Source organism: Pseudomonas sp. WS 5027, assembly GCF_012985695.1.
Taxonomy (GTDB): Bacteria; Pseudomonadota; Gammaproteobacteria; order Pseudomonadales; family Pseudomonadaceae; genus Aquipseudomonas; species Aquipseudomonas hygromyciniae.
In genome coordinates this window covers 139,391-161,351 of sequence record NZ_JAAQWU010000006.1, presented here as the reverse complement: position 1 = coordinate 161,351, position 21,961 = coordinate 139,391, and the positions used below count along the sequence as shown (strand labels likewise).

Sequence of the window (21,961 nt, the reverse complement as noted above, 5' to 3'; positions counted from 1 at the left end):
CTGTCTCAGTCTTATTCGATCAACTGCGCTTCCCTAAGCGCACCGAGCGCCGCCAACCAACGCGGGTCCTGCTTATAGTCAGTCGAGGCAATCGCCTGCCCACGCATCCGGGCAATCCGCGCCGACGGCGTGACCTTCATGCGCTGGGCGGCGCTCAGGGCCAACTCGGCGGCGGCACGGTCATTGCACACCAGACCCATATCGCAACCTGCGCTCAAGGCCGCCTCGATACGGCTCGCCGCATCCCCCACCACATGGGCACCGGCCATGGACAGGTCATCACTGAAAATCACCCCATCGAACTGCAACTCACCGCGCAGGATGTCCTGCAGCCAGCGACGCGAGAAGCCAGCCGGCTGGTTATCGACCTGCGGATAGATGACGTGGGCCGGCATGACGGCGGCCAATTGCTTGCTCAGGCGCGCGAACGGCACCAGGTCATGGCTGCGAAGCTGCTCCAGGCTGCGTTCATCCACGGGAATGGCGACGTGGGAATCTGCCTCAGCCCAACCATGACCCGGAAAGTGTTTGCCGGTGGCCGCCATGCCGGCGCTGTTCATGCCCCGGATAAAGGCGCCGGCCAACAGCGCGGCACGCTCGGGATCACCTTCGAACGCGCGCGTGCCTACGACCGCGCTGCGTTGGTAGTCGAGGTCCAGCACTGGGGCGAAGCTCAGGTCCAAGCCGACGGCCAACACTTCCGTAGCCATGACCCAGCCGCACTGCTCGGCCAGGTAGTCGGCATTGGGATTGTCTGCAAGCGCACGCATGGCCGGCAGGCGGACAAACCCCTGGCGCAGGCGCTGGACACGGCCGCCCTCCTGGTCGACAGCCAGCAGCAGGTCCGGGCGCACCGCGCGAATGGCGGCGCTCAACTCCCGCACTTGGCGCGGATGCTCGATGTTGCGCGCAAAAATGATCAGGCCGCCCACTTCAGGCTGGCGCAACAAGTGGCGATCTTCAGCCGTCAGCCAGGTGCCGGCAACGTCCACCATCAAAGAGCCTTGTAGGGCAGCAGTCATAAATTTTCCTTGAATGACGCGCGCACTCCACTACCTCGCCAGATCAAGCCTGGCAAGGCGGTGGGGTACGGGTAAATATTTGAAATCGGCATGGGCGGCTAGCTTAGCGGATGCAAGCGGTTGCGCCCAGACGCCAGTGGTTAAACCTTGGCAGCCACAGGGACGGACTTGCTGCGCGGGCGCAACTGGGCAGCAGCCATGGCCGGGTCGGTGACACCACTTTCGGCGCGCATACCAGCAGCCAGGAACGGCACCATCAAGCGCATGACCTGCTCGATGGAGGTGTTGACCCCGAAATCGGTCTCGGCGATGGCGCGCAAAGCCTTGATCCCGGACATGCTGAACGCTGCGGCGCCGAGCATGAAGTGCACGCGCCAGAACAATTCGATAGGGGGAATACGCGGAGCCGCCTCATTCACCAGCAGCATGTAGCGACGGAATACCTTGCCATACATGTCTTCGAGATAACGCCGCAAGTGGCCCTGGCTTTGACTGAACGCCAGGCCCAGCAGACGCATGAAGATCGACAAGTCGTTGCCACTGCGTGGTTGTACCACCAGCGCTTGCTCGACGAGGATTTCCAGCAGCTCTTCCAGGCTCGGCTTGCTGTCGGGCTTGGTCTGGCGCCGCTCCAGCTCACGGTCGAGACTGATGCAGAACGGCCCCAGGAAACGTGAGAATACTGCCTGGATCAGGGCTTTCTTCGAGCCGAAATGATAGTTCACTGCCGCCAGGTTGACCCCGGCCTTGCTGGTGATCAGCCGCAATGAAGTTTCAGCAAATCCTTTTTCCGCGAACAACTGCTCGGCAGCATCGAGAATGCGTTCAACGGTTTCCGACTGGGCCATGGGTACTCCGCCTGACAAACACTTGTTTGAAACATACGTTTCACCCTGTGCAATGTCAAGCCTGCAGGTCCGTTTTCCGGCCGGGCAGTCACCCGATTCGTACCTATTTAATCACATCTTCAGCGGCCTGTAGGCAGCGCTATCTCCAGGCTTTGCAAGGACCGACGGATGACCGTCCGGCGGAGTCGGCAAAAACGATGATTGCCAAGCGCAGTTCACTGTATATAATCCCAGTCACTGTATAAAAAGACAGAGCGATCAACATGCTAAAACTGACGCCACGCCAAGCTGAGATTCTCGCTTTTATCAAGCGCTGCCTCGACGACAACGGCTATCCGCCGACCCGGGCGGAAATCGCCCTGGAGCTGGGATTCAAATCCCCCAACGCTGCGGAAGAACACCTGAAGGCCCTTGCCCGCAAGGGTGCAATCGAAATGACCCCAGGGGCATCCCGTGGCATTCGTATCCCTGGCTTCGAAGCCAAGGCTGACGAATCGACGCTGCCGATCATCGGCCGGGTCGCTGCCGGTGCGCCAATTCTTGCACAACAGCACGTCGAAGAGTCCTGCAATATCAACCCGACCTTCTTCCATCCTCGCGCCGACTACCTGCTGCGGGTCCATGGCATGAGCATGAAGGACGTGGGCATCTTCGACGGCGACCTGCTGGCCGTCCATACCACCCGTGAAGCACGCAACGGTCAGATCGTCGTGGCGCGCATTGGCGACGAAGTGACGGTCAAGCGCTTCAAACGCGAGGGCAGCAAAGTCTGGCTGCTGGCGGAAAACCCTGAGTTTTCACCGATTGAAGTCAACCTGAAGGATCAGGACCTGGTGATCGAAGGCTTGAGTGTCGGCGTTATTCGCCGCTAACGGAGGCATCATGCAGTTCCCACACGCGCAACAACATACACAACTGCCGCTGTTTGAGGCCTTCCTGGCCCAGCCACTTGCACCGATCCTCAGCGAGGCGGTGGAGTCCCCATGGACCGCCCCCGCCGAACCGGAGGTATTCAGTGAATTGTCGTTGCGCGGCGCTGCCGGGAACTGCCTGAGCTTGCTGGCTCCGATTCTGCGTGAACTGAGCCAGGAGCAGGACGCCCGCTGGCTGACTCTGATCGCCCCGCCCTCCAGCCTGACCCAGGCCTGGCTACGGGATGCGGGCCTGAACCGCGAGCGTATCCTGCTGCTGCAACCACGCGGCACCCAGAGCGCTCAGCAACTGACCTGCGAAGCGTTGCGCCTGGGGCGTAGCCATACCGTCGTCAGTTGGCTGAATCCGCTGGGCGCTTCAGCCAAGCAACAGTTGATCAGTGCGGCACGCACAGGCGATGCACAAAGCTTGAACATTCGATTGGGGTAAAGCCCGAGACTGACGCGCAACGCGTTATCGGGAGTATTACAGGTCGTCCGATTGCAGCCTGACGTCAGGTCAGTGCCTGCGATGGACGCAAGGCTTCTACAGGATTGAGAAGCCGATTGAGAATTTGAATCTTGAAAACGACAAACGGACTCAGTGAAGAATCCGCGGTCCATCGTCTTTCTCTGGCTCGCCTTCAGCCAGGCGCCCCGCCATCTGCACACCCACGCTCAACATGGCTTTTGCCACTTCCACGTGCTGGCCTTGCAGAAATGCCTTGGCATCTTCGGAAAAGTCCAAAGTCACCAGAGAACCCTCGTCCTCAGCCCTGCGCAGCTCAATTCGGCCGTCGGGCAATTCAACAATTTCCAGAAAGGACGTTGGCATAAAAATCTGTTCTCCACGAAAGGCCAGCATTATATCAGTCATCAACGCGGCCTCGCTCAGGATCTGAACAGCTTTCTTTACGGCTTGATGAATGGTCTGTAGGAGCTAGCTTGCCAGCGATAGCGGTCTGCCGGCCAATTTTGCACTGTTTGATCAATTGTTATCGCCGGCAAGCCGGCTCCTACATCGCCCTGCCACTCAGCACTCGTTCAAGCCATCCCGAAAGCGGATAGCCAGCTTCTTCAGCTCCTGACGCCAGCTCTCCAACTCGGCCCGGCTCAGTGGCTCGGGACCTTCCTCTTCCAGACTGACCGCAACAATCAGCGGTTGGGTCACATCGCCCTTGGGCTTGTGCGGTACACGCGGCGGCTGGAACATCGCCGAATGGGCCGCCAGCAAGCGAGCCAGCCAACTGTCGGGACTGCGGGCCATTTCCACCAACTCAGCCAACTCAGGGATAGCCAGAGACTCCAGCACCTCACGGGTCAGAATATCCTCGGCTCGTGGCGCATTGGCCTGGGGCAAGCGATAGAAGCCGGCAATTTCATGACACAGCCCCAGCAAAGCTCCGTACAGATGGAACAACGCCGACTCCCGCCCCGCCTGGACCAGCGCGATAGCGTTCATCTCCTTGCCTTCCTCTGCACGACCAAGGGCTTCCAGGCACAAACCCGTGAAGTAAATTTTCTGGTTGGTGCGGGTATAGAGCTCGTTGGCCATGACGGCAGTCTCCACAACGACATAAACGTGATGCTGGCTTTGCAGGAGCGAGTTTACTCGCGAAAAACCCGAGAACAACGCAGTGCATCGGGTTTATCGCGTTAGCGTTAACGACCTTCGCGAGCAAGCTCGCTCCTACAGATCAAGCGCCCTGGCGCTTATCCTCGACCTTCCACTTGCCACCGTCGTAGAACGCCTTCCAGCCCGTAGGCTTGCCGTCCACTTCGGTCTGCACGTACTGCTCCTTGGTCTTGCGGCTGTAGCGGATCACGGCCGGACGACCGTCGGGATCCTTTTTCGGCGCTTCGCACAGGAAGTGGTACTTCGGATCAATCTCGTCCTTGTGCGGCACGATCTCCATCACCAGTGGCGCACGGGTCTCGCGGTTTTTCGGGAACTGGCTGGCAGCCAGGAACAGGCCCGAAGCGCCGTCACGCAGGATGTAGGTGTCGTTGACCTTCTCGCACTTGAGCTCGGGCATCTTCACCGGGTCCATCTTCGGCGGCGCCGCGTCACCGCTTTTCAGCAGTTTGCGGGTGTTCTTGCAGGTCGGGTTGGTGCAACCGAAGAACTTGCCGAAACGGCCGGTCTTGAGCTGCATCTCGCTGCCGCACTTGTCGCACTCCAGGCTCGGACCTTCGTAGCCCTTGATGCGATAGGTGCCTTCTTCAATCTCGTAGCCGTTGCAATCCGGGTTGTTACCGCAGATATGCAGCTTGTGCTTCTCATCCAGCAGGTAGGCATCCATAGCCGTGCTGCAGATCGGGCAACGATGCTTGCCACGCAACACCAGCGACTCGGATTCACCCTCGTCGTCGGCGGCGATTTCATCACCCGGTACCAGGTTGACCGTGGCCTTGCAGCGCTCTTTGGGCGGCAGGCTATAGCCCGAGCAACCCAGGAACACACCGGTAGACGCGGTGCGGATCTGCATCGGCCGCCCGCAGGTGGTGCACGGAATATCCGTCATCACCGGCTGGTTGGCGCGCATGCCGTTTTCCGGGCTCTCGGCTACTTCGAGTTTTTTCTTGAAGTCGCCATAGAACTCGTCGAGTACGTTTTTCCAGTCACGCTCGCCCTGGGCCACGTCATCGAGGTTCTCTTCCATGCCGGCGGTAAAGCCGTAGTCCATCAGGTTGGAGAAGCTCTCGGACAAACGCTCGGTAACGATATCGCCCATCTTTTCCGAATAGAAACGACGGTTATGCAGGGCCACGTAGCCACGGTCCTGGATGGTGGAGATGATCGCCGCGTAGGTCGAAGGACGACCAATGCCACGCTTCTCCATCTCCTTAACCAGGCTGGCTTCCGAATAACGCGCAGGCGGCTTGGTGAAGTGCTGGCTCGGATCAAGCTTGATCAGCTTCATCACATCGCCCTGGGCCATGTCCGGCAACACGTCGTCATCGCCTGGCTTGGCGATTTGCGGCATCACCCGGGTGTAGCCGTCGAACTTGAGGATACGGCCCTTGGCGCGCAGCTCGAATTCCCCGGCACCCACGGTGACGGTCGTGGACAGGTATTGCGCCGGCAGCATCTGGCAAGCCAGGAACTGGCGCCAGATCAGCTCGTAGAGGCGCTCAGCGTCGCGCTCCATGCCACTGAGCTTGCTTGGCTCGGTATTGGCATCGGAAGGACGAATCGCTTCGTGAGCCTCTTGTGCGCCTTCCTTGCTGCTATAGACGTTTGGCTTCTCCGGCAGGTACTTCTTGCCGAACTCGCTTTCAATGTAAGTACGCGCCATCGCCACCGCGTCCACCGACAGGTTGGTGGAGTCGGTACGCATGTAAGTGATGTAGCCCGCTTCGTACAAACGCTGGGCCATCATCATCGTCTTCTTCACCCCAAAGCCCAGGCGGTTGCTCGCAGCCTGTTGCAGGGTGGAAGTGATGAACGGTGCCGACGGCTTGCTGCTGGTGGGCTTGTCTTCACGCTTGACGATGCTGTAGCTGGAAGCCTTGAGCTTCTCCAGCGCGGCCATGGCCTGAGCTTCGTTGAGCGGCTTGAAGGCCTCGCCTTTCTCGCGGGCTACGTCAAAGCGTACGGTCGCGCCCTTGGCGGTCCCGAGGTCGGCGTGGACTTCCCAGTATTCTTCAGGGATGAACGCACGGATCTCGCGCTCGCGCTCCACCACCAACTTGACCGCGACCGATTGCACGCGGCCGGCGGACAGGCCGCGAGCGATCTTGGCCCACAGCAGTGGCGAGACCATGTAGCCGACGACGCGGTCGAGGAAGCGTCGAGCCTGCTGGGCATTGACGCGGTCAATGTCCAGTTCGCCCGGCTTGGAGAAGGCTTCCTGGATCGCCTTCTTGGTAATTTCGTTGAACACCACGCGTTTATAGCGGCTGTCATCCCCACCGATGGCTTCGCGCAGGTGCCAGGCAATGGCTTCCCCCTCGCGGTCCAAGTCCGTTGCGAGATAGATGGTGTCAGCATCCTTGGCGAGCCGGCGCAGCTCCTCGATGACCTTTTCCTTGCCTGGAAGGATTTCGTACTTGGCCTTCCAGCCATGGTCCGGGTCCACACCCATGCGCGAGACCAGCTGCTTACGCGCCTTCTCTTTAGGCGAGAGCACCGGACCTTCGCCCGCAGCCGCCTTGCCGCGCTTGGCAGCAGGCTCCTTGCTGGCGCTAGCCGAACCGCTGGTGGGCAGGTCTCGGATATGGCCGATACTCGACTTCACCACGTACTCGTTACCCAAGTACTTGTTGATGGTCTTGGCCTTAGCCGGGGATTCCACAATGACCAGCGATTTGCCCATGGATCGGAAAATTCCTGAATTCGAGAAGAGAAAGGCGGTTGGCGCCTGACGCGGCAACGCTATATATAGTGGCAACACAGTGAGGTCAAGCACAGCATTGTGCGCAACCGGCCGTTATTGCACCGAAAAAAGACTGGGTTCACCCTGCACCAAAGCAAAGCGCGGGACCTGTTCGCCGTCAACTTCGACGGTCTCCAGGAACATGCTCAAGGGACGCACCCAAAAGCCGTAATCGCCATACAGTGCTTGGTAGAACACCACTTCTTCCTCGGTCTCGGAGTGCCGCGCCACATTGAAAACGCGGTACTCGGGACCTTTGTAATGCCTGTAGAGCCCTGGTTCGACTTTCATGCTCTGGCCCTCTTACAAAATTTATTAAAAAAAAATTAAAAATTCCAAAAAACAAAAACCGGGGCACTGGGCCCCGGCTTCCGTCAACCCAACGCTTAGACGCGTTCGAAGACGGTGGAAATGCCTTGGCCGAGACCAATGCACATGGTTGCAACCCCAAGGTTGCCGCCATTTTGCTTCATCACGTTAAGCAAGGTGCCGGAGATACGTGCACCGGAGCAACCGAATGGGTGGCCCAGGGCAATCGCACCGCCGTGCAGGTTAACCTTCTCGTTCATCTTGTCGAGCACTTTCAAATCTTTCAGCACTGGCAGGGCCTGTGCGGCGAAAGCTTCGTTGAGCTCGAAGAAGTCGATGTCGGAGATGCTCAGACCTGCGCGCTTCAAGGCTTTTTGTGTGGCCGGTACTGGACCATAGCCCATGATCGCCGGATCCACACCCGCTACGGCCATGGAACGGATCACCGCCAGAGGCTGGATCCCCAGGTCCTGGGCGCGCTGGGCCGACATCACGATCATGCACGAAGCACCATCGGTGATCTGCGACGAAGTACCGGCAGTCACGGTGCCGCCCTTTGGATTGAATGCCGGCTTCAAGGCCGCCAGGCTTTCCAGGGTGGTGTCCGGACGAATGGTTTCGTCGTAGTCGAACAGTTTCAGGAAACCGTTCTCGTCGTAGCCGTTCATCGGGATGATCTCATCCTTGAACTTGCCTTCCAGGGTTGCCTTGTGGGCGAGCTGGTGCGAGCGCAGGCCAAAAGCGTCCTGGGCTTCACGGGTGATGCCGTGCATCTTGCCGAGCATTTCTGCGGTCAGGCCCATCATGCCCGAGGCTTTTGCCGCGTACAGCGACATATGCGGGTTTGGATCGACGCCGTGCATCATGCTGACGTGGCCCATGTGCTCCACGCCGCCGACCACGAACACATCACCGTTACCGGTCATGATCGCCTGGGCGGCTGTGTGCAGCGCGCTCATCGACGAGCCACACAGGCGGCTGACGGTCTGGCCGGCAGCAGTGTGCGGGATCTGCGTCATCAAGGAGGCCATGCGCGCAATGTTCCAGCCCTGCTCCAGGGTCTGGTTGACGCAGCCCCAGATCACGTCCTCGACTTCGTTCGGGTCGACCTTGACGTTGCGTTCCAGCAGCTTGCTGATCAGGTGCGCCGACATGTCTTCGGCACGGGTGTTGCGGTGCATGCCGCCCTTGGAGCGGCCCATCGGAGTACGACCGAAGTCGACAATCACGACGTCTCTTGGATTCAAGCTCATAAATATTCTCGCTCTAGTCGTCTGGGCACTTAACCGAAGAAGCTCTGGCCGTTCTTGGCCATCTCGCGCAGCTTCGCAGTCGGGTGGTACAACGGGCCCAGATCAGCGTATTGATCAGCCAGGGCAACGAATTCGGCTACACCGATCGAGTCGATGTAACGCAGCGCACCACCACGGAATGGAGGGAAACCAATACCGTACACCAGGCCCATATCGGCTTCGGCGGCGGTTTCAACGATGCCGTCTTCCAGGCAACGCACGGTTTCCAGGCACAGGGCGATCATCATCCAGTTGATGATGTCCTCGTCGGACACTTCACGCTGCTCGTAGACGATAGGCGCCAGCACTTCGTGAACCGATGGATCGGCAACTTTCTTCTGCTTGCCTTTCTTGTCGGTCTCGTAGGCGTAGAAGCCCTTGCCATTCTTCTGGCCAAGGCGCTTGGCCTCGTAAAGCGCATCGACAGCCGAGCGACGGTCGTCTTTCATGCGGTCCGGGAAGCCTTCAGCCATGACGTCGCGACCGTGGTGGCCGGTGTCGATACCGACCACGTCCATCAGGTACGCCGGGCCCATTGGCCAGCCGAACTTCTCCATGACCTTGTCGATACGCACAAAGTCCACACCCGCGCTGACCAGCTTGGCGAAACCGCCGAAGTACGGGAACAGCACACGGTTGACCAAAAAGCCCGGGCAGTCGTTGACCACGATCGGGTTCTTGCCCATTTTCTTGGCGTAGGCAACGGTGGTGGCAACGGCCAGCTCGCTGGACTTCTCGCCACGGATCACTTCCACCAGCGGCATCATGTGCACCGGGTTGAAGAAGTGCATGCCGACGAAGTTTTCCGGACGCTTGAGGGCCTTGGCCAACAAGGTGATGGAAATGGTCGAGGTGTTGGAAGCCAGGATCGTGTCTTCTTTGACCTGGGCTTCGACTTCAGCCAGTACCGCCTGCTTGACCTTCGGGTTCTCGACAACCGCTTCGACCACCAGATCGACATGGCCGAAATCGCCGTAGGACAGCGTAGGACGAATGCCGTTAAGCACTTCAGCCATTTTCGCAGCGGTCATGCGACCTTTATCAACGCGGCCCACCAGCAGTTTGGCGGCTTCCGCCAGGCCCTGCTCGATACCGTGTTCATTGATGTCTTTCATCAGGATCGGCGTGCCTTTGGACGCCGACTGATAAGCGATACCGCCGCCCATGATACCGGCGCCGAGTACGGCAGCCTGTTTCACGTCTTTGGCGATTTCGTCGTAGGCCTTGGCCTTTTTCTTCAATTCCTGATCGTTCAGGAACAGGCCGATCAGGCTCTGCGCAGCAGACGTCTTGGCCAGTTTGACGAAGCCGGCGGCTTCGATTTCCAGGGCCTTGTCGCGACCGAAGTTCGCGGCTTTCTGGATGGTCTTGATCGCTTCGACCGGAGCCGGGTAGTTAGGACCCGCTTGACCGGCGACGAAACCCTTGGCGGTTTCGAACGACATCATCTGTTCGATGGCGTTGAGCTTGAGCTTTTCCAGCTTCGGCTGGCGCTTGGCCTTGTAGTCAAATTCGCCGCTGATGGCGCCCTTGATCAGGTTCAGTGCAGCTTCTGCGAGCTTTTCCGGAGCAACCACGGCATCGACTGCGCCTACTTTCAGCGCGTCTTCAGCACGGTTTTCCTTGCCAGCGGCAATCCACTCGATGGCGTTGTCGGCACCGATGATGCGCGGCAGGCGCACGGTACCGCCGAAGCCTGGGTAGATGCCCAGCTTGACTTCCGGCAGGCCGATTTTCGCGCTGGAGGCCATGACGCGGAAGTCCGCGGCCAGGCACATTTCCAGACCGCCGCCCAGAGCGATGCCATTGATCGCGGCAACAGTCGGCACGTTGAGGTCTTCGAAATCGCTGAAAATATTGTTGGCTTCGAGGTTGCCAGCCACAAGCTCGGCATCGGGCAGCTTGAAGTTGTCGACGAATTCGGTGATGTCAGCGCCGACGATAAACACGTCCTTGCCGCTGGAGACGATCACACCTTTGATCGATGCATCAGCCTTGATGGTGTCTACGGCCTGACGCAGTTCGTTCAGGGTTAGACGGTTGAACTTGTTGACGGACTCACCCTTGAGGTCGAATTTCAATTCGACGATGCCACTTTCAAGAGCCTTAACCGTGATGGCTTTACCTTCGTAAATCATCAACTGATCTCCACGATATGGAAGCTGAACAGTACACGTCGGACGCTGGCCGAAGCGTAAACACAGACGTTACCGTCGATGCTAACGCCTATTTGCCAGGCACACCCGCCAACGCGATAGTCGGGATTCTGTACGAACGGTCTGAAGGACAAACGCTCAATTCATACGCCCGTTTGATTTGGGTACGCCACCTTCAGCCAATTTCCGACAATTGTCAATCGCTCGAAAGGGCTGCTAAAACGCGACTTTTCAGTCATTTCAGAACCGCTACGCCGAATCAATGCGCAGGCATTCACCTGATCAATAATCCAAAACAGCCAGCAAAGGCCTGTACAGCGACGGATATCCGGCTAGGCTAGCCGCATGTGTGAACGCCTGCGCGAATGCGCGGCGGTATGAATCAGAGATTTACCGGCCTGCCTGGCCAACTCCAGCCCGATGATGATGTCGGGCTTTTTATTGCCTGCGATTCCATCACTGTAGGAGCGAGCTTGCTCGCGAAAAACCTGAGCGCACCGCGTTAAACCAGGTTTGCCAAGTTATCGTTGACGCTCTCGGGCGCAGACGGTGTCAGGCCAGAGCCTTGAGCAAGGCATTGATGTTCTGCAAGACGCTCAATTCGCCCTTCTCACCCCAATACAAAGCGATCATCTGCCCATCGGCTTCGATTTTGTAGACGTTATCCGGCAGCGTTGCAAAATGCGGCAACAACTTCTCATCGACACAGATTTCCCGCCATTGATTGACCCATACCCCCGGCTCCAACTGCCAGTAACACCAGAGGGCCGGCTTACTGCCCCGCCGCGGCCGACAGTACTGCGCACACGGGCTGGGCGGCTCTTGCTTGAGCCAATGTGGCCACTCCTGGGGCGACAATTGCATCGCCAGGCCAATGCGGCGGGCCTCCATGCGCAGGGCCATGCGCCCGCTCTGGTGGCGCGAAGGTCGCAGCCATGCCAAGGGGCTCAAGACCACCAGAAGGATTGACACCACTATCCAGACCGTCATATGTGTACTCCCGAATTTCTAGATGAGCAGATTTGACCTGACGCAAGCCCTTGCGCTTGAAAGCAGCCATACTGAACTTATTGCAGTCCCCTGGAGGAGCGCCTCATGACTTACGAACATATTCTGGTCGCCGTGGACCTGACCGAAGAGTGCGATCCGGTGATCAAGCGCGCCGTTGCCATTGCCGGCGATAACGTGAAGCTGTCCCTGGTGCATATCGTAGAACCCATGGCCATGGCCTTTGGTGGCGACGTGCCTATGGACCTTTCGCAACTGCAACAGCAGCAATTCGACCAGGCCAAGGAGCGCTTGGACCGACTGATTGCCAAATATCCCGCGCTGAAAAAAGACCAAAGCCACCTGACCTATGGTCAGCCACGCCAGGAAATCCACCATTTGGCCAAGGAACAGAACTGCGACCTGATCGTGGTCGGCAGCCATGGTCGCCACGGCTTGGCGTTGCTGCTGGGCTCGACTGCCAACGATGTATTGCACGGCGCACCGTGCGACGTACTGGCAGTGAGACTGGTAAAAAGCTCGTAAGAACACTGCAGATCAAATATAGGAACTGGCTTGCCAGCGATAGCAGTCTGTCAGTTGATACATTTGGTGGCTGGCGTACCGCTATCGCAGCATCGGTAACTACACAACTTTCAGACACTGACGACCTCCCCTGTGGCGAGCGGGCTTGCCACAACAGCCCTCTCTGCCAGGATTTATGCGCTGCGGCAAAAGTGTGTAGATACCGATGGCTATCGCAGGCAAGCCAGCTCCTACCCTTGAATTGCATTTCATATAAAAAAACCGGTGCTCGTAAGAGCGCCGGTTTTTTATTGCCGCTGAATCAATCAGGCATCCAGCTCGGCCCAACGCTCAACCAGCACTTCCAGCTCCTGGTTGAGTTTCTCCAGGGACTCGATGACCTTGGCAGTTTCCGCCGCAGGACGCAGGTAGAAACCCGCGTCAGCCATTTCGGCTTCCACGGCTGCGATCTGCTGCTCCTTGGCGTCGATATCACCCGGCAAGGCTTCCAGCTCACGCTGCAGCTTGTAGCTGAGCTTTTTCTTGGCCGCTGGCGCAGCTTCCTGGACAGGTTCAGCAGCGGCAGGTGCAACCACCGCAGAGTTCAAGTCGGCCTTGCCGGACTTGCTCTCGGTCACGCCCAGCAGGCGCGGCGAACCGCCCTGGCGCAGCCAGTCCTGATAACCACCGACGTATTCGCGCACCTTGCCTTCACCTTCAAAGACCAGGGTACTGGTGACCACGTTGTCGAGGAATGCCCGGTCGTGGCTGACCATCAGCACAGTGCCGTTGAAGGTCAGCAGGACCTCTTCCAGCAGTTCGAGGGTTTCCACGTCGAGGTCGTTGGTCGGTTCGTCGAGCACCAGCAGGTTGGCCGGCTTGCTGAACAGCTTGGCCAGCAGCAAGCGCGCACGCTCACCGCCAGACAAGGCCTTGACCGGCGTGCGGGCACGTTGCGGGCTGAACAGGAAGTCGCCCAGATAGCTCAGTACGTGGCGGCTCTGGCCGTCGATATCGATAAAGTCGCGGCCTTCGGCGACGTTGTCGATCACGGTTTTTTCCAGGTCCAACTGGTGGCGCAACTGGTCGAAGTAGGCCACGTCGATGCGCGTGCCCTCTTCCACGGTGCCGCTGGTCGGTTGCAGGCCGTTGAGCATCAGCTTGAGCAAGGTGGTCTTGCCGGTACCGTTGGCGCCCAGCAAGCCGATGCGGTCGCCACGCTGCAGGACCATGGAGAAGTCCTTGATCAGGAACGGGCCATCCGGGTGATGGAAGCTGACGTTCTCCAGGACCATGACCTGCTTGCCCGACTTGTCGGCGGTATCCAGCTGGATGTTGGCCTTGCCGGTGCGCTCGCGACGTTCGCTGCGCTCCACACGCAAGGCTTTCAGGGCGCGTACGCGGCCTTCGTTACGGGTACGGCGCGCCTTGATGCCCTGGCGGATCCAGACTTCTTCCTGGGCCAGCTTTTTGTCGAACAGCGCGTTGGCGGTTTCTTCAGCGGCCAGGGTGGCTTCCTTGTGCACCAGGAAGCTGGCGTAGTCGCCGTTCCAGTCGATCAGGCCGCCGCGATCCAGTTCGAGGATGCGCGTGGCGAGGTTCTGCAAGAAAGAACGGTCGTGCGTGATAAACAGCACGGCGCCCTGAAAGTCCTTGAGGGCTTCTTCGAGCCAGGCAATCGCGCCGATATCCAGGTGGTTGGTCGGTTCGTCGAGCAGCAGCAGGTCCGGCTCGGAAACCAGGGCCTGGGCCAGCAGCACGCGGCGACGCCAGCCGCCGGACAGTTCGGCAAGGGTCTTGTCAGCCGGCAATTGCAGGCGGCTCAAGGTGCTGTCGACCAGTTGCTGCAAGCGCCAGCCATCACGGGCTTCGAGGTCTTGCTGGACGTGCATCAGCTTGTCCAGGTCAGCATCGGTGACGCAGTTCTGCGCCAGGTGGTGGTATTGGGCAAGCAATTCGCCTACGCCATCGAGGCCTTCGGCAACCACGTCGAACACGGTCCGTTCGTCGGCCACCGGCAATTCTTGCGGCAATTCGCCGATCTTCAGGCCCGGGGCACGCCACACGGAGCCGTCATCGGGCTTCTGGTCGCCCTTGACCAGCTTCATCATGCTGGACTTGCCGGTGCCGTTGCGGCCGATGATGCACACCCGCTCACCACGGGCGATCTGCCAGGACACCTTGTCCAACAACGGCATAGCGCCGAAAGCAAGGGACACATCGCTGAATTTGAGCAGGGTCATACGCTTCTCCAAAAACTGGGCGCGCATTCTACCTGAGTTGGGGGGTGAAGCGGCCGGCATTTTCATGCCCAACACGTTCTGTAGGACATTTCTTGAGAACTTCAGCGAAGCGGCCTGCAAAGCTTTCACCGGCTGCGGGCAAAAGGCTAAGCTAGGGGCAATCAGTGTCGACAGCGTCGGCACTAGTCCTGATTTCTTTGCACGGACGTCTCATGCGCAGTCGCCTTTTCAGCTTTTTATCTTGCCTGCTTCTTTCCTCCACAGCCGTCCAGACCGCCCAGGCAGTGGACCTGACCACCCAACGCCAATATTACGACCAAGCCAAGCGTGCCCTGGCCAAAGGCGACACCGGGCCGTACATGCAATACAGCCAGGCCCTGGCCGATTACCCGCTGACGCCGTACCTGGCCTACGACGAACTGACCGCACGCCTCAAGTCCGCCAGCAACCAGGAAATCGAACAGTTCCTGGCCAAGCATGGCGACCTGCCCCAGGCCAACTGGATGAAGCTGCGCTGGTTGCGCTGGCTGGCCGAGCGTGGCGACTGGAAGACCTTTGAAAAATACTACGACGCCAAGCTCAACTTCACCGAACTGGACTGCCTGCACGGCCAATACCAATTGAGCAACAACCTCAAGGCCGAAGGCTACAAGACCGCCGAAGCCCTGTGGATGACCGGCAAATCCCAACCGGCCGCCTGTGATGCCACCTTTGGCCAATGGGCCGCCGCCGGACAATTGACCGAACAGAAAATCTGGGACCGCGCCAAGCTCGCCGCCGAAGCCCGCAACTATCCGCTGGCCAACAGCCTGGTGAAAACCTTGCCCACCCTGGGTGCCCAGGGTCGCCTGATGGTGGATGTGGCGCAAAAGCCCACCATGCTCAGTGACCCCTCGCGCTTCCTGCCTGCCACTGAAGCCATGTCCGACGCCGTCGGCCTGGGCCTGCGCCGCCTGGCGCGCCAGGATCCGGAACAAGCCATGGCCCTGCTGGATGGGTATGCCAGCAGCATGCACTTCTCCCGTGATGAAAAAGTGTCCATCGCCCGGGAAATCGGCCTGACCCTGGCGCGACGCTACGACCCCCGCGCCCTGGACGTGATGACCAAATATGATCCGGAGCTGCGTGACAATACCGTCTCCGAATGGCGCCTGCGCCTGCTGCTGCGTCTGGCCCGCTGGGAAGATGCCTACCAGTTGACCCGCAAGCTGCCCCAGGACCTGGCCACCACCAACCGCTGGCGCTACTGGCAGGCCCGCGCGCTGGAACTGGCAGAGCCAAAGAACCCGCAGGCGCTGGTGCTGTACAAAGGCCTGGCAAAGGAGCGGGATTTTTATGGTTTCCTTGCCGCAGATCGCTCCCAGGCACCCTATCAACTGAACAACCAGCCCCTGGTCATGAGCCAGGCGCTGATCAACAAGGTGCGCAACACCCCGGGCGTGCGCCGCGCCCTGGAGTTTTATGCCCGTGGCCAGATCGTCGACGGCCGTCGCGAGTGGTATCACGTCAGCCGCCACTTCAACCGTGACGAAATGGTCGCCCAGGCTAAGCTAGCCTATGACATGAAATGGTACTTCCCGGCGATCCGTACCATCAGCCAGGCCAAGTACTGGGACGACCTGGATATCCGCTTCCCCATGGCCCACCGCGACACCCTGGTGCGTGAAGCCAAGGTCCGTGGCCTGCATTCGAGTTGGGTGTTTGCCATCACCCGCCAGGAAAGCGCCTTTATGGATGACGCCCGTTCCGGCGTCGGCGCCAGCGGCCTGATGCAACTGATGCCCGCCACCGCCAAGGAAACCGCACGCAAGTTCAGCATCCCGTTGGCATCACCCCAGCAAGTGCTGGACCCGGACAAGAATATCCAGCTCGGCGCCGCCTACCTGAGCCAGGTTCACAGCCAGTTCAACGGTAACCGCGTGCTCGCCTCCGCCGCCTACAACGCCGGCCCTGGCCGCGTGCGCCAATGGCTGCGCGGCGCCGACCACCTGAGTTTCGACGTGTGGGTGGAAAGCATTCCATTCGACGAAACCCGCCAGTATGTGCAGAACGTGCTGTCTTATTCGGTGATCTACGGGCAGAAGCTCAACTCCCCGCAACCGTTGGTGGATTGGCACGAGCGCTATTTCGACGACCAGTAATCACCGAAATACCCGAATCACTTGTAGGAGCGAGCTTGCTCGCGAAGCACGTAAACAATAACGCCTGTAGTCTGGATGACTGCGGCGTTCTTGGGCTTTTCGCGAGCAAGCTCGCTCTACAAGGGGTCTTCGTTGAATTGCAGGGCCGCCAGCCGCGCATACAGCGGGTTGGTGGCGATCAGTTGCTGATGGGTGCCCACCGCGACCAATTTCCCCTGATCCATCACCGCAATCCGATCGGCGTTTTTCACCGTGGCCAGGCGGTGGGCGATCACTAGGGTGGTGCGCCCTTCCATCAGTTGCGGCAATGCCTGTTGGATCAGGTGCTCGCTCTGGGCGTCCAGGGCGCTGGTGGCTTCGTCCAGCAACAGGATGGGGGCATCCACCAACAAGGCCCGGGCAATTGCCAGGCGCTGGCGCTGCCCACCGGAAAGGCCCATGCCACCATCACCCAGATGGGTCTGGTAGCCATCGGGCATCTGCAGGATGAAATCATGGGCGTGGGCAATGCGCGCCGCCTCTTCGACCTGGGCGAAACTGGCCTTTGGGTTGCCGTAGCGGATGTTGTCTTCAACGCTGCCAAAAAACAGCGCCGGGCTCTGGGATACCAGGGCAAAACAGCGACGCAGGTCCAAGGGGTCCAGGCTGGTCAGCGGCTGGCCTTCGAGCAGCACCTGCCCCTGTTGCGGGTCGTAGAAGCGCAGCAACAAGTCGAACAGGGTGGACTTGCCCGCCCCGGACGGGCCGACCAGGGCCAGGGTTTCACCGGCCTGAATGCTCAGACTCAGGCCTTCGATGGCAAAGCGATCGGGACGCGACGGGTAGGAAAAGTACAGATCCTGCAACTCCAGGCGGCCACTGACCCGCTGCGCCAGCGTGATCAGCCCCGTGGCCGGTGCCTGGATGTCATTGCTCGACTGCAACAGTTCGGCAATCCGCTCCGCCGCGCCTGCCGCCCGTTGCAACTCGCCGATCACCTCGCTCAAGGTGCCAAAGGCGCTGCCGACGATCAGGCTATAGAACACAAAGGCCGCCAACTCGCCGCCGGAGATGCGCCCGGCGATCACATCCATGCCGCCCACCCACAGCATCACCCCGACGGCGCCCAGCACCAGCACAATCACCAGGGTAATCAGCCAGGCACGCTGGACGATACGCTTGCGTGCCGTGGTGAACGCCTCCTCCACTGTCACCGCGAAGCGCTGCTCATCCTGCACTTGATGGTTGTAGGCCTGCACCGTCTTGATCTGGCCCAGGGTCTCGGAGACGTAGCTGCCCACGTCGGCAATCCGATCCTGGCTCTGGCGCGACAGGCTGCGTACGCGCCGGCCGAAGATCAGGATCGGCGCCAACACCAGCGGCAACGCCACCACCACGATGCTGGTGAGCTTGGGGTTGGTGATAAACAGCAACACAATCCCGCCGATCACCATCAACGCATTGCGCAGAAACAGCGACAGGGATGAACCGATCACCGATTGCAGCAAGGTGGTGTCGGCGGTCAGGCGTGACTGGATTTCCGAGCTGCGGTTGTTCTCGTAGAACCCCGGATGCAGGTAGATCAGATGGTTGAACACCAGCCTGCGAATGTCCGCGACCACCCGCTCGCCGATCCACGACACCAAATAAAACCGCGCAAACGTACCCACCGCCAGGCCCAGCACGAGGATCATGAACAGGCCGATGGACTGGTTGAGCAAGTGTGGCGATTGGGTCATGAAGCCCTGATCCACCAACAGGCGGATGCCCTGGCCCATGGACAAGGTAATCCCTGCGGTGACGATCAGTGCGAGCAAGGCGCCGACGGCCTGCCAGCGGTACGGGGCAATAAAGCGGGTGGCCAGGCGAATGGCGCGGCGTTGACGGGCAGAAAGCATGGAGAGCATCACCTGAGGAAGACAACCTCAAGCCTACACCGCAATCGGATTGAACTTGGGTAAATCACAATGAGTCAGGTTAATTATGCCCGGCAAGACTAGGCCCTAGAGGCTATCGGTCTAAAGTCCGGCTGGAAATCCAGCACGATTTCTGCTGGACTGGGCATTCAATCCGCCGTCGGGCTAAGGAGTTGTAACAGCTCGTTCACGCGGGGGAATTAGAGTAGGTACACAACCTGATGAGGAGACAGGCCATGTCCTTGCAAACCAGTAGCCTTAACAAAATTGAAGTAATCCGCCGGCCACAGCAGTTGCCTTGCTCGTACATCGATGCCCAGGGCCGCGAAGTGCAGATTACCGAAGAGATGATCCAGGGCGCCTGCGCCGAACTGGAGCAGAAACTGGTCAAGCCTGCCCAGCAAGGCTGATACGCCCCAGCTCTTTCAGAACCGGCCCAAGTGGCCGGTTTTTTTGAGCCTTCCCTGTAGGGGCGAGCTTGTCTGCGGGCGGCGTTTCGACGAAAAACCTGAGAGCGACGCTGGGTGTCAGGTTTTTCGCGTTATCGTTGACGACCTTCGCGAGCAAGCTCGCTCCTACAGGATGCTCTGTGCTTCCAGTGCGGCGACGATGCCCGACAAAACGGGCGACTCACCATTGATCCGCACTTTCAAACCATCGATCTCGCGGCGCTCTGGGTAGTGCTTGCGCAGCAGGTCGAAGGCCTTGCGCTGTTCTTCCACTGTTCCTACCAGACTGCGGCGGAAATCCGCATCGTCGCGTCGCGGGTCGTAGACGCTGCGGCACAACGTCGCCAGGGCCCAGGCCGGATCAGTGCTGGCATTGAGGGTGACCTCAGCCAGCCAGGGTTCAGGCAGCAGGTCACTCAACGAAATATTTGCCGGCTGACCAAGGTGCGCGCACAGCGCCTGGTAGATCTGCGCCGTGCCGCGCTGCTTGCCGTCAAGGCTGTAGCCGGCGATGTGCGGAGTCGCCAGCACGCACAACTCGGCCAGCTCCACATCCACTTCAGGCTCGCCTTCCCACACGTCCAGCACCGCCTGCAAATCTTCGCGCTTCAGCAACACTTCGCGCAGCGCTGTGTTATCCACCACCGGACCACGGCTGGCGTTGATCAGCCAGGTGCCCGGCTTGAGCTGCTCAAGACGCTGGCGATCCAGCAGGTGCCAAGTCGAGCCATTGCCGGATTTTTTCAGCGGGGTGTGCAGGCTGATCACATCGCACTGCTCGATGATCTGCTCCAGGCTCACGTAATCGCCCTCTTCGGCGGCCTGGCGTGGCGGATCGCAGACCAGCACTTTCCAGCCCAGGCCCTTGAGCACCTTGACCAGGCGCCCGCCCACCTCACCGGCACCGACGATGCCATAGGTACGCTGGGTCAGGTCAGCACCTTCGATTTCAGCCAGGGTCAGCAGGCTGCCCAGCACATAGTCCACCACACCACGAGCGTTGCAGCCCGGCGCGCTGGACCACTGGATACCGGCCCTTTGAAAGTAATCGAGGTCCAGGTGATCGGTGCCGATGGTGCACGTGCCGACAAACCGTACCGGCGTGCCTTCCAGTAACGCACGGTTGACGTTGGTCACCGAACGCACCAACAGTACATCGGCCTGTTCAATGGCGGCGCGGTCGATGGCGCGGCCCGACACCCGGCGGATCTCGCCGAAACCTTCAAAGAACGCATCAAGCAGCGGGATATTTTCGTCGGCAACAATCAGCATGGCAGGCTCCTTTGGCGGACCAGCAGTGTACAGGCACCGGCCGCCGGAACGTTTACAAATCCACTACACAGGTATTTTCCTGACCTATCCGTCAAGGCGTAGAATGCGCCGTCCTGCGCTCCCCCTTATCGGACATCTGCACGTGAACACTGCCACTCTGCCCCTCTCCCGCCCCGCCCGCGTTCGCCGGGAAGTCTATAGCCTGCTGGCGCTGGCCTTGCCCATCATGATCGGGCAACTGGCAACCACCGCCATGGGGTTTGTCGATGCGGTGATGGCCGGGCGCGTTAGTGCGCGAGACCTGGCGGCGGTAGCCCTGGGCAACTCCATCTGGATCCCGGTGTATCTATTGATGACCGGGACCTTGCTGGCCACCACCCCCAAAGTCGCCCAGCGCTTTGGCGCCGGCAGCCACACCGAAATCGGCCCGCTGGTACGCCAGGCATTGTGGCTGGCGCTGGTGGTGGGATGTACCGCCTCATTACTGCTGATCAGCGCCGAGCCGATCCTGCACGCGATGAACGTCGACCCCGAGCTGATCGCACCCTGCATGGGTTACCTGCACGGCATCGCCGCGGGCATGCCGGCGGTGGCGCTGTATTACGTGCTGCGCTGTTTCAGTGACGGCCTGGGCCGCACGCGCCCGAGCATGATCCTCGGCCTGGGCGGGCTGGCGTTGAACATCCCGCTGAACTACGTGTTCATCTACGGCCATTTCGGCGTACCGGCCATGGGCGGCGTAGGCTGCGGCTGGGCCACCGGGATTGTGATGTGGGCGATGATGCTGGGCTTCGCCGCCTGGACCCGCTGGGCACCGGCCTATCAGGCCAGCGAGTTATTCAAGCGCTTCGACTGGCCAAAATGGTCAGTGATCAAGCGCATCCTGGGCATCGGCCTGCCGATTGGCATCGCGGTGTTTGCCGAGTCGAGCATCTTTGCGGTGATCGCCCTGCTGATCGGCAGCCTGGGCGCAACCGTGGTGGCCGGGCACCAGATCGCCCTGAACTTCAGCTCACTGGTGTTCATGATTCCCTACTCCCTGAGCATGGCCGTGACCGTGCGGGTCGGCCAGGCCCTGGGCCGTGGCGAACCCCGAGAAGCACGCTTCGCCGCAGGCGTGGGGATGGGCACCGCACTGGCCTATGCCTGCCTGTCGTGCAGCCTGATGCTGTTGTTCCGCGAGCAGATCGCCACGATCTACACCGCCGACCCGCTAGCGGTCCAGGTGGCGGCGATGCTGATTGTGTTCGCGGCGCTGTTCCAGTTTTCCGATGCGATCCAGGTCACAGCCGCCGGCGCCCTGCGCGGTTATCAGGACACCCGGGTGACCATGATCCTGACCCTGTTCGCCTATTGGGGCGTGGGCTTGCCGGTAGGCTACTTGCTGGGGCTGACCGACTGGCTGGGCCAGGCCAACGGCCCGAGCGGCTTGTGGCAGGGGCTGATCGTCGGCCTCAGTTGCGCAGCGGCGATGCTGGTGGTGCGCCTGGCACGCAGTGCGCGCAAGCGCATCCGCCAGGTTTAAGCGCGAC

General features: G+C 60.1%; 18 protein-coding genes and 1 pseudogene. 6 read left to right on the top strand and 13 right to left on the bottom strand.

Features of this window, described 5'->3' with window-relative positions; all coding sequences use genetic code 11:
- Positions 1-11: 11 nt before the first annotated feature.
- Positions 12-1,022, bottom strand: a complete 1,011-nt coding sequence (nagZ, locus tag HBO09_RS10035; RefSeq protein WP_169992511.1) for a beta-N-acetylhexosaminidase — start codon at positions 1,020-1,022, stop codon at positions 12-14.
- A 140-nt stretch (positions 1,023-1,162) separates the two neighbouring features.
- Positions 1,163-1,870, bottom strand: coding sequence for a TetR/AcrR family transcriptional regulator (locus tag HBO09_RS10030; RefSeq protein WP_169992513.1), 708 nt, complete (start codon positions 1,868-1,870; stop codon positions 1,163-1,165).
- A 263-nt stretch (positions 1,871-2,133) separates the two neighbouring features.
- On the opposite strand from HBO09_RS10030, the gene lexA reads away from it, so the two are divergent.
- Together lexA and sulA are read left to right on the top strand one after the other, a co-directional pair.
- Positions 2,134-2,742 (top strand): transcriptional repressor LexA, encoded by a 609-nt coding sequence (gene lexA, locus HBO09_RS10025; protein ID WP_029300096.1) that lies wholly within the window; start codon positions 2,134-2,136, stop codon positions 2,740-2,742.
- Positions 2,743-2,752: 10 nt separating this feature from the next.
- Positions 2,753-3,232, top strand: a complete 480-nt coding sequence (sulA, locus tag HBO09_RS10020; RefSeq protein ID WP_169992515.1) for an SOS-induced cell division inhibitor SulA — start codon at positions 2,753-2,755, stop codon at positions 3,230-3,232.
- Positions 3,233-3,382: 150 nt separating this feature from the next.
- Here the strand turns inward: sulA and HBO09_RS10015 are convergent, their stop codons facing one another.
- From HBO09_RS10015 to HBO09_RS09985, 7 genes are all read right to left on the bottom strand, one after another.
- Positions 3,383-3,616, bottom strand: a complete 234-nt coding sequence (locus tag HBO09_RS10015; protein ID WP_029300092.1) for a hypothetical protein — start codon at positions 3,614-3,616, stop codon at positions 3,383-3,385.
- A gap of 198 nt (positions 3,617-3,814) precedes the next feature.
- Entirely contained in the window at positions 3,815-4,336 is a 522-nt protein-coding gene (locus HBO09_RS10010) for a DUF6586 family protein (RefSeq protein ID WP_169992517.1), read from the bottom strand.
- Between the two features lie 142 nt (positions 4,337-4,478).
- Complete coding sequence (gene topA, locus HBO09_RS10005) at positions 4,479-7,100, bottom strand: type I DNA topoisomerase (protein ID WP_169992519.1); 2,622 nt, start codon at positions 7,098-7,100, stop codon at positions 4,479-4,481.
- Positions 7,101-7,214: 114 nt separating this feature from the next.
- A complete protein-coding gene (locus HBO09_RS10000) occupies positions 7,215-7,451 on the bottom strand; it encodes a DUF1653 domain-containing protein (protein ID WP_169992521.1) in 237 nt (78 codons plus the stop codon).
- Between the two features lie 95 nt (positions 7,452-7,546).
- Entirely contained in the window at positions 7,547-8,722 is a 1,176-nt protein-coding gene (gene fadA, locus HBO09_RS09995; protein ID WP_029300086.1) for an acetyl-CoA C-acyltransferase FadA, read from the bottom strand.
- Between the two features lie 29 nt (positions 8,723-8,751).
- Entirely contained in the window at positions 8,752-10,899 is a 2,148-nt protein-coding gene (gene fadB / locus HBO09_RS09990) for a fatty acid oxidation complex subunit alpha FadB (protein ID WP_170060910.1), read from the bottom strand.
- Positions 10,900-11,469: 570 nt separating this feature from the next.
- Positions 11,470-11,907, bottom strand: a complete 438-nt coding sequence (locus tag HBO09_RS09985) for a hypothetical protein (protein WP_133715034.1) — start codon at positions 11,905-11,907, stop codon at positions 11,470-11,472.
- A 105-nt stretch (positions 11,908-12,012) separates the two neighbouring features.
- On the opposite strand from HBO09_RS09985, the gene HBO09_RS09980 reads away from it, so the two are divergent.
- Complete coding sequence (locus tag HBO09_RS09980) at positions 12,013-12,450, top strand: universal stress protein (RefSeq protein WP_169992526.1); 438 nt, start codon at positions 12,013-12,015, stop codon at positions 12,448-12,450.
- A gap of 305 nt (positions 12,451-12,755) precedes the next feature.
- Here HBO09_RS09980 and HBO09_RS09975 read toward each other — a convergent pair whose 3' ends face one another.
- A complete protein-coding gene (locus HBO09_RS09975) occupies positions 12,756-14,672 on the bottom strand; it encodes an ATP-binding cassette domain-containing protein (protein ID WP_169992528.1) in 1,917 nt (638 codons plus the stop codon).
- Positions 14,673-14,884: 212 nt separating this feature from the next.
- On the opposite strand from HBO09_RS09975, the gene HBO09_RS09970 reads away from it, so the two are divergent.
- Positions 14,885-16,813 (top strand): transglycosylase SLT domain-containing protein, encoded by a 1,929-nt coding sequence (locus HBO09_RS09970; RefSeq protein WP_169992530.1) that lies wholly within the window; start codon positions 14,885-14,887, stop codon positions 16,811-16,813.
- Positions 16,814-16,929: 116 nt separating this feature from the next.
- On the opposite strand, the gene HBO09_RS09965 is transcribed toward HBO09_RS09970, so the two are convergent.
- A complete protein-coding gene (locus tag HBO09_RS09965; protein ID WP_169992801.1) occupies positions 16,930-18,699 on the bottom strand; it encodes an ABC transporter transmembrane domain-containing protein in 1,770 nt (589 codons plus the stop codon).
- 245 nt (positions 18,700-18,944) lie between these two features.
- Here HBO09_RS09965 and HBO09_RS09960 point away from each other — a divergent pair, with 245 nt between their 5' ends.
- The gene (locus HBO09_RS09960; RefSeq protein WP_169992532.1) at positions 18,945-19,118 is read left to right on the top strand and encodes a PA1571 family protein; all 174 of its coding nucleotides are present in this window, start codon (positions 18,945-18,947) and stop codon (positions 19,116-19,118) included.
- A gap of 55 nt (positions 19,119-19,173) precedes the next feature.
- Here HBO09_RS09960 and HBO09_RS29190 read toward each other — a convergent pair.
- Both HBO09_RS29190 and pdxB read right to left on the bottom strand, forming a co-directional pair.
- Positions 19,174-19,275, bottom strand: a pseudogene (locus HBO09_RS29190) (outer membrane lipoprotein carrier protein LolA); the annotation flags it as partial.
- A gap of 8 nt (positions 19,276-19,283) precedes the next feature.
- Complete coding sequence (gene pdxB, locus HBO09_RS09955) at positions 19,284-20,429, bottom strand: 4-phosphoerythronate dehydrogenase PdxB (RefSeq protein WP_169992534.1); 1,146 nt, start codon at positions 20,427-20,429, stop codon at positions 19,284-19,286.
- A 142-nt stretch (positions 20,430-20,571) separates the two neighbouring features.
- On the opposite strand from pdxB, the gene HBO09_RS09950 reads away from it, so the two are divergent.
- Positions 20,572-21,954: an MATE family efflux transporter gene (locus HBO09_RS09950; protein WP_169992536.1), complete on the top strand. Its 1,383-nt coding sequence runs from the start codon at positions 20,572-20,574 to the stop codon at positions 21,952-21,954.
- The last annotated feature ends 7 nt before the right edge of the window (positions 21,955-21,961 follow it).

Excerpts from the sequence above, each read along its gene's own strand:
- HBO09_RS10030 (WP_169992513.1), bottom strand. The coding sequence starts at position 1,870 with ATGGCCCAGTCGGAAACCGTTGAACGCATTCTCGATGCTGCCGAGCAG.
- HBO09_RS10010 (WP_169992517.1), bottom strand. The coding sequence starts at position 4,336 with ATGGCCAACGAGCTCTATACCCGCACCAACCAGAAAATTTACTTCACG.
- fadA (WP_029300086.1), bottom strand. The coding sequence starts at position 8,722 with ATGAGCTTGAATCCAAGAGACGTCGTGATTGTCGACTTCGGTCGTACT.
- nagZ (WP_169992511.1), bottom strand. The coding sequence starts at position 1,022 with ATGACTGCTGCCCTACAAGGCTCTTTGATGGTGGACGTTGCCGGCACC.
- sulA (WP_169992515.1), top strand. The coding sequence starts at position 2,753 with ATGCAGTTCCCACACGCGCAACAACATACACAACTGCCGCTGTTTGAG.
- HBO09_RS09970 (WP_169992530.1), top strand. The coding sequence starts at position 14,885 with ATGCGCAGTCGCCTTTTCAGCTTTTTATCTTGCCTGCTTCTTTCCTCC.
- HBO09_RS09975 (WP_169992528.1), bottom strand. The coding sequence starts at position 14,672 with ATGACCCTGCTCAAATTCAGCGATGTGTCCCTTGCTTTCGGCGCTATG.
- HBO09_RS09980 (WP_169992526.1), top strand. The coding sequence starts at position 12,013 with ATGACTTACGAACATATTCTGGTCGCCGTGGACCTGACCGAAGAGTGC.
- HBO09_RS09985 (WP_133715034.1), bottom strand. The coding sequence starts at position 11,907 with ATGACGGTCTGGATAGTGGTGTCAATCCTTCTGGTGGTCTTGAGCCCC.
- HBO09_RS09965 (WP_169992801.1), bottom strand. The coding sequence starts at position 18,699 with ATGCTCTCCATGCTTTCTGCCCGTCAACGCCGCGCCATTCGCCTGGCC.
- fadB (WP_170060910.1), bottom strand. The coding sequence starts at position 10,899 with ATGATTTACGAAGGTAAAGCCATCACGGTTAAGGCTCTTGAAAGTGGC.
- HBO09_RS10000 (WP_169992521.1), bottom strand. The coding sequence starts at position 7,451 with ATGAAAGTCGAACCAGGGCTCTACAGGCATTACAAAGGTCCCGAGTAC.
- lexA (WP_029300096.1), top strand. The coding sequence starts at position 2,134 with ATGCTAAAACTGACGCCACGCCAAGCTGAGATTCTCGCTTTTATCAAG.
- HBO09_RS10015 (WP_029300092.1), bottom strand. The coding sequence starts at position 3,616 with ATGCCAACGTCCTTTCTGGAAATTGTTGAATTGCCCGACGGCCGAATT.
- pdxB (WP_169992534.1), bottom strand. The coding sequence starts at position 20,429 with ATGCTGATTGTTGCCGACGAAAATATCCCGCTGCTTGATGCGTTCTTT.
- topA (WP_169992519.1), bottom strand. The coding sequence starts at position 7,100 with ATGGGCAAATCGCTGGTCATTGTGGAATCCCCGGCTAAGGCCAAGACC.
- HBO09_RS09960 (WP_169992532.1), top strand. The coding sequence starts at position 18,945 with ATGTCCTTGCAAACCAGTAGCCTTAACAAAATTGAAGTAATCCGCCGG.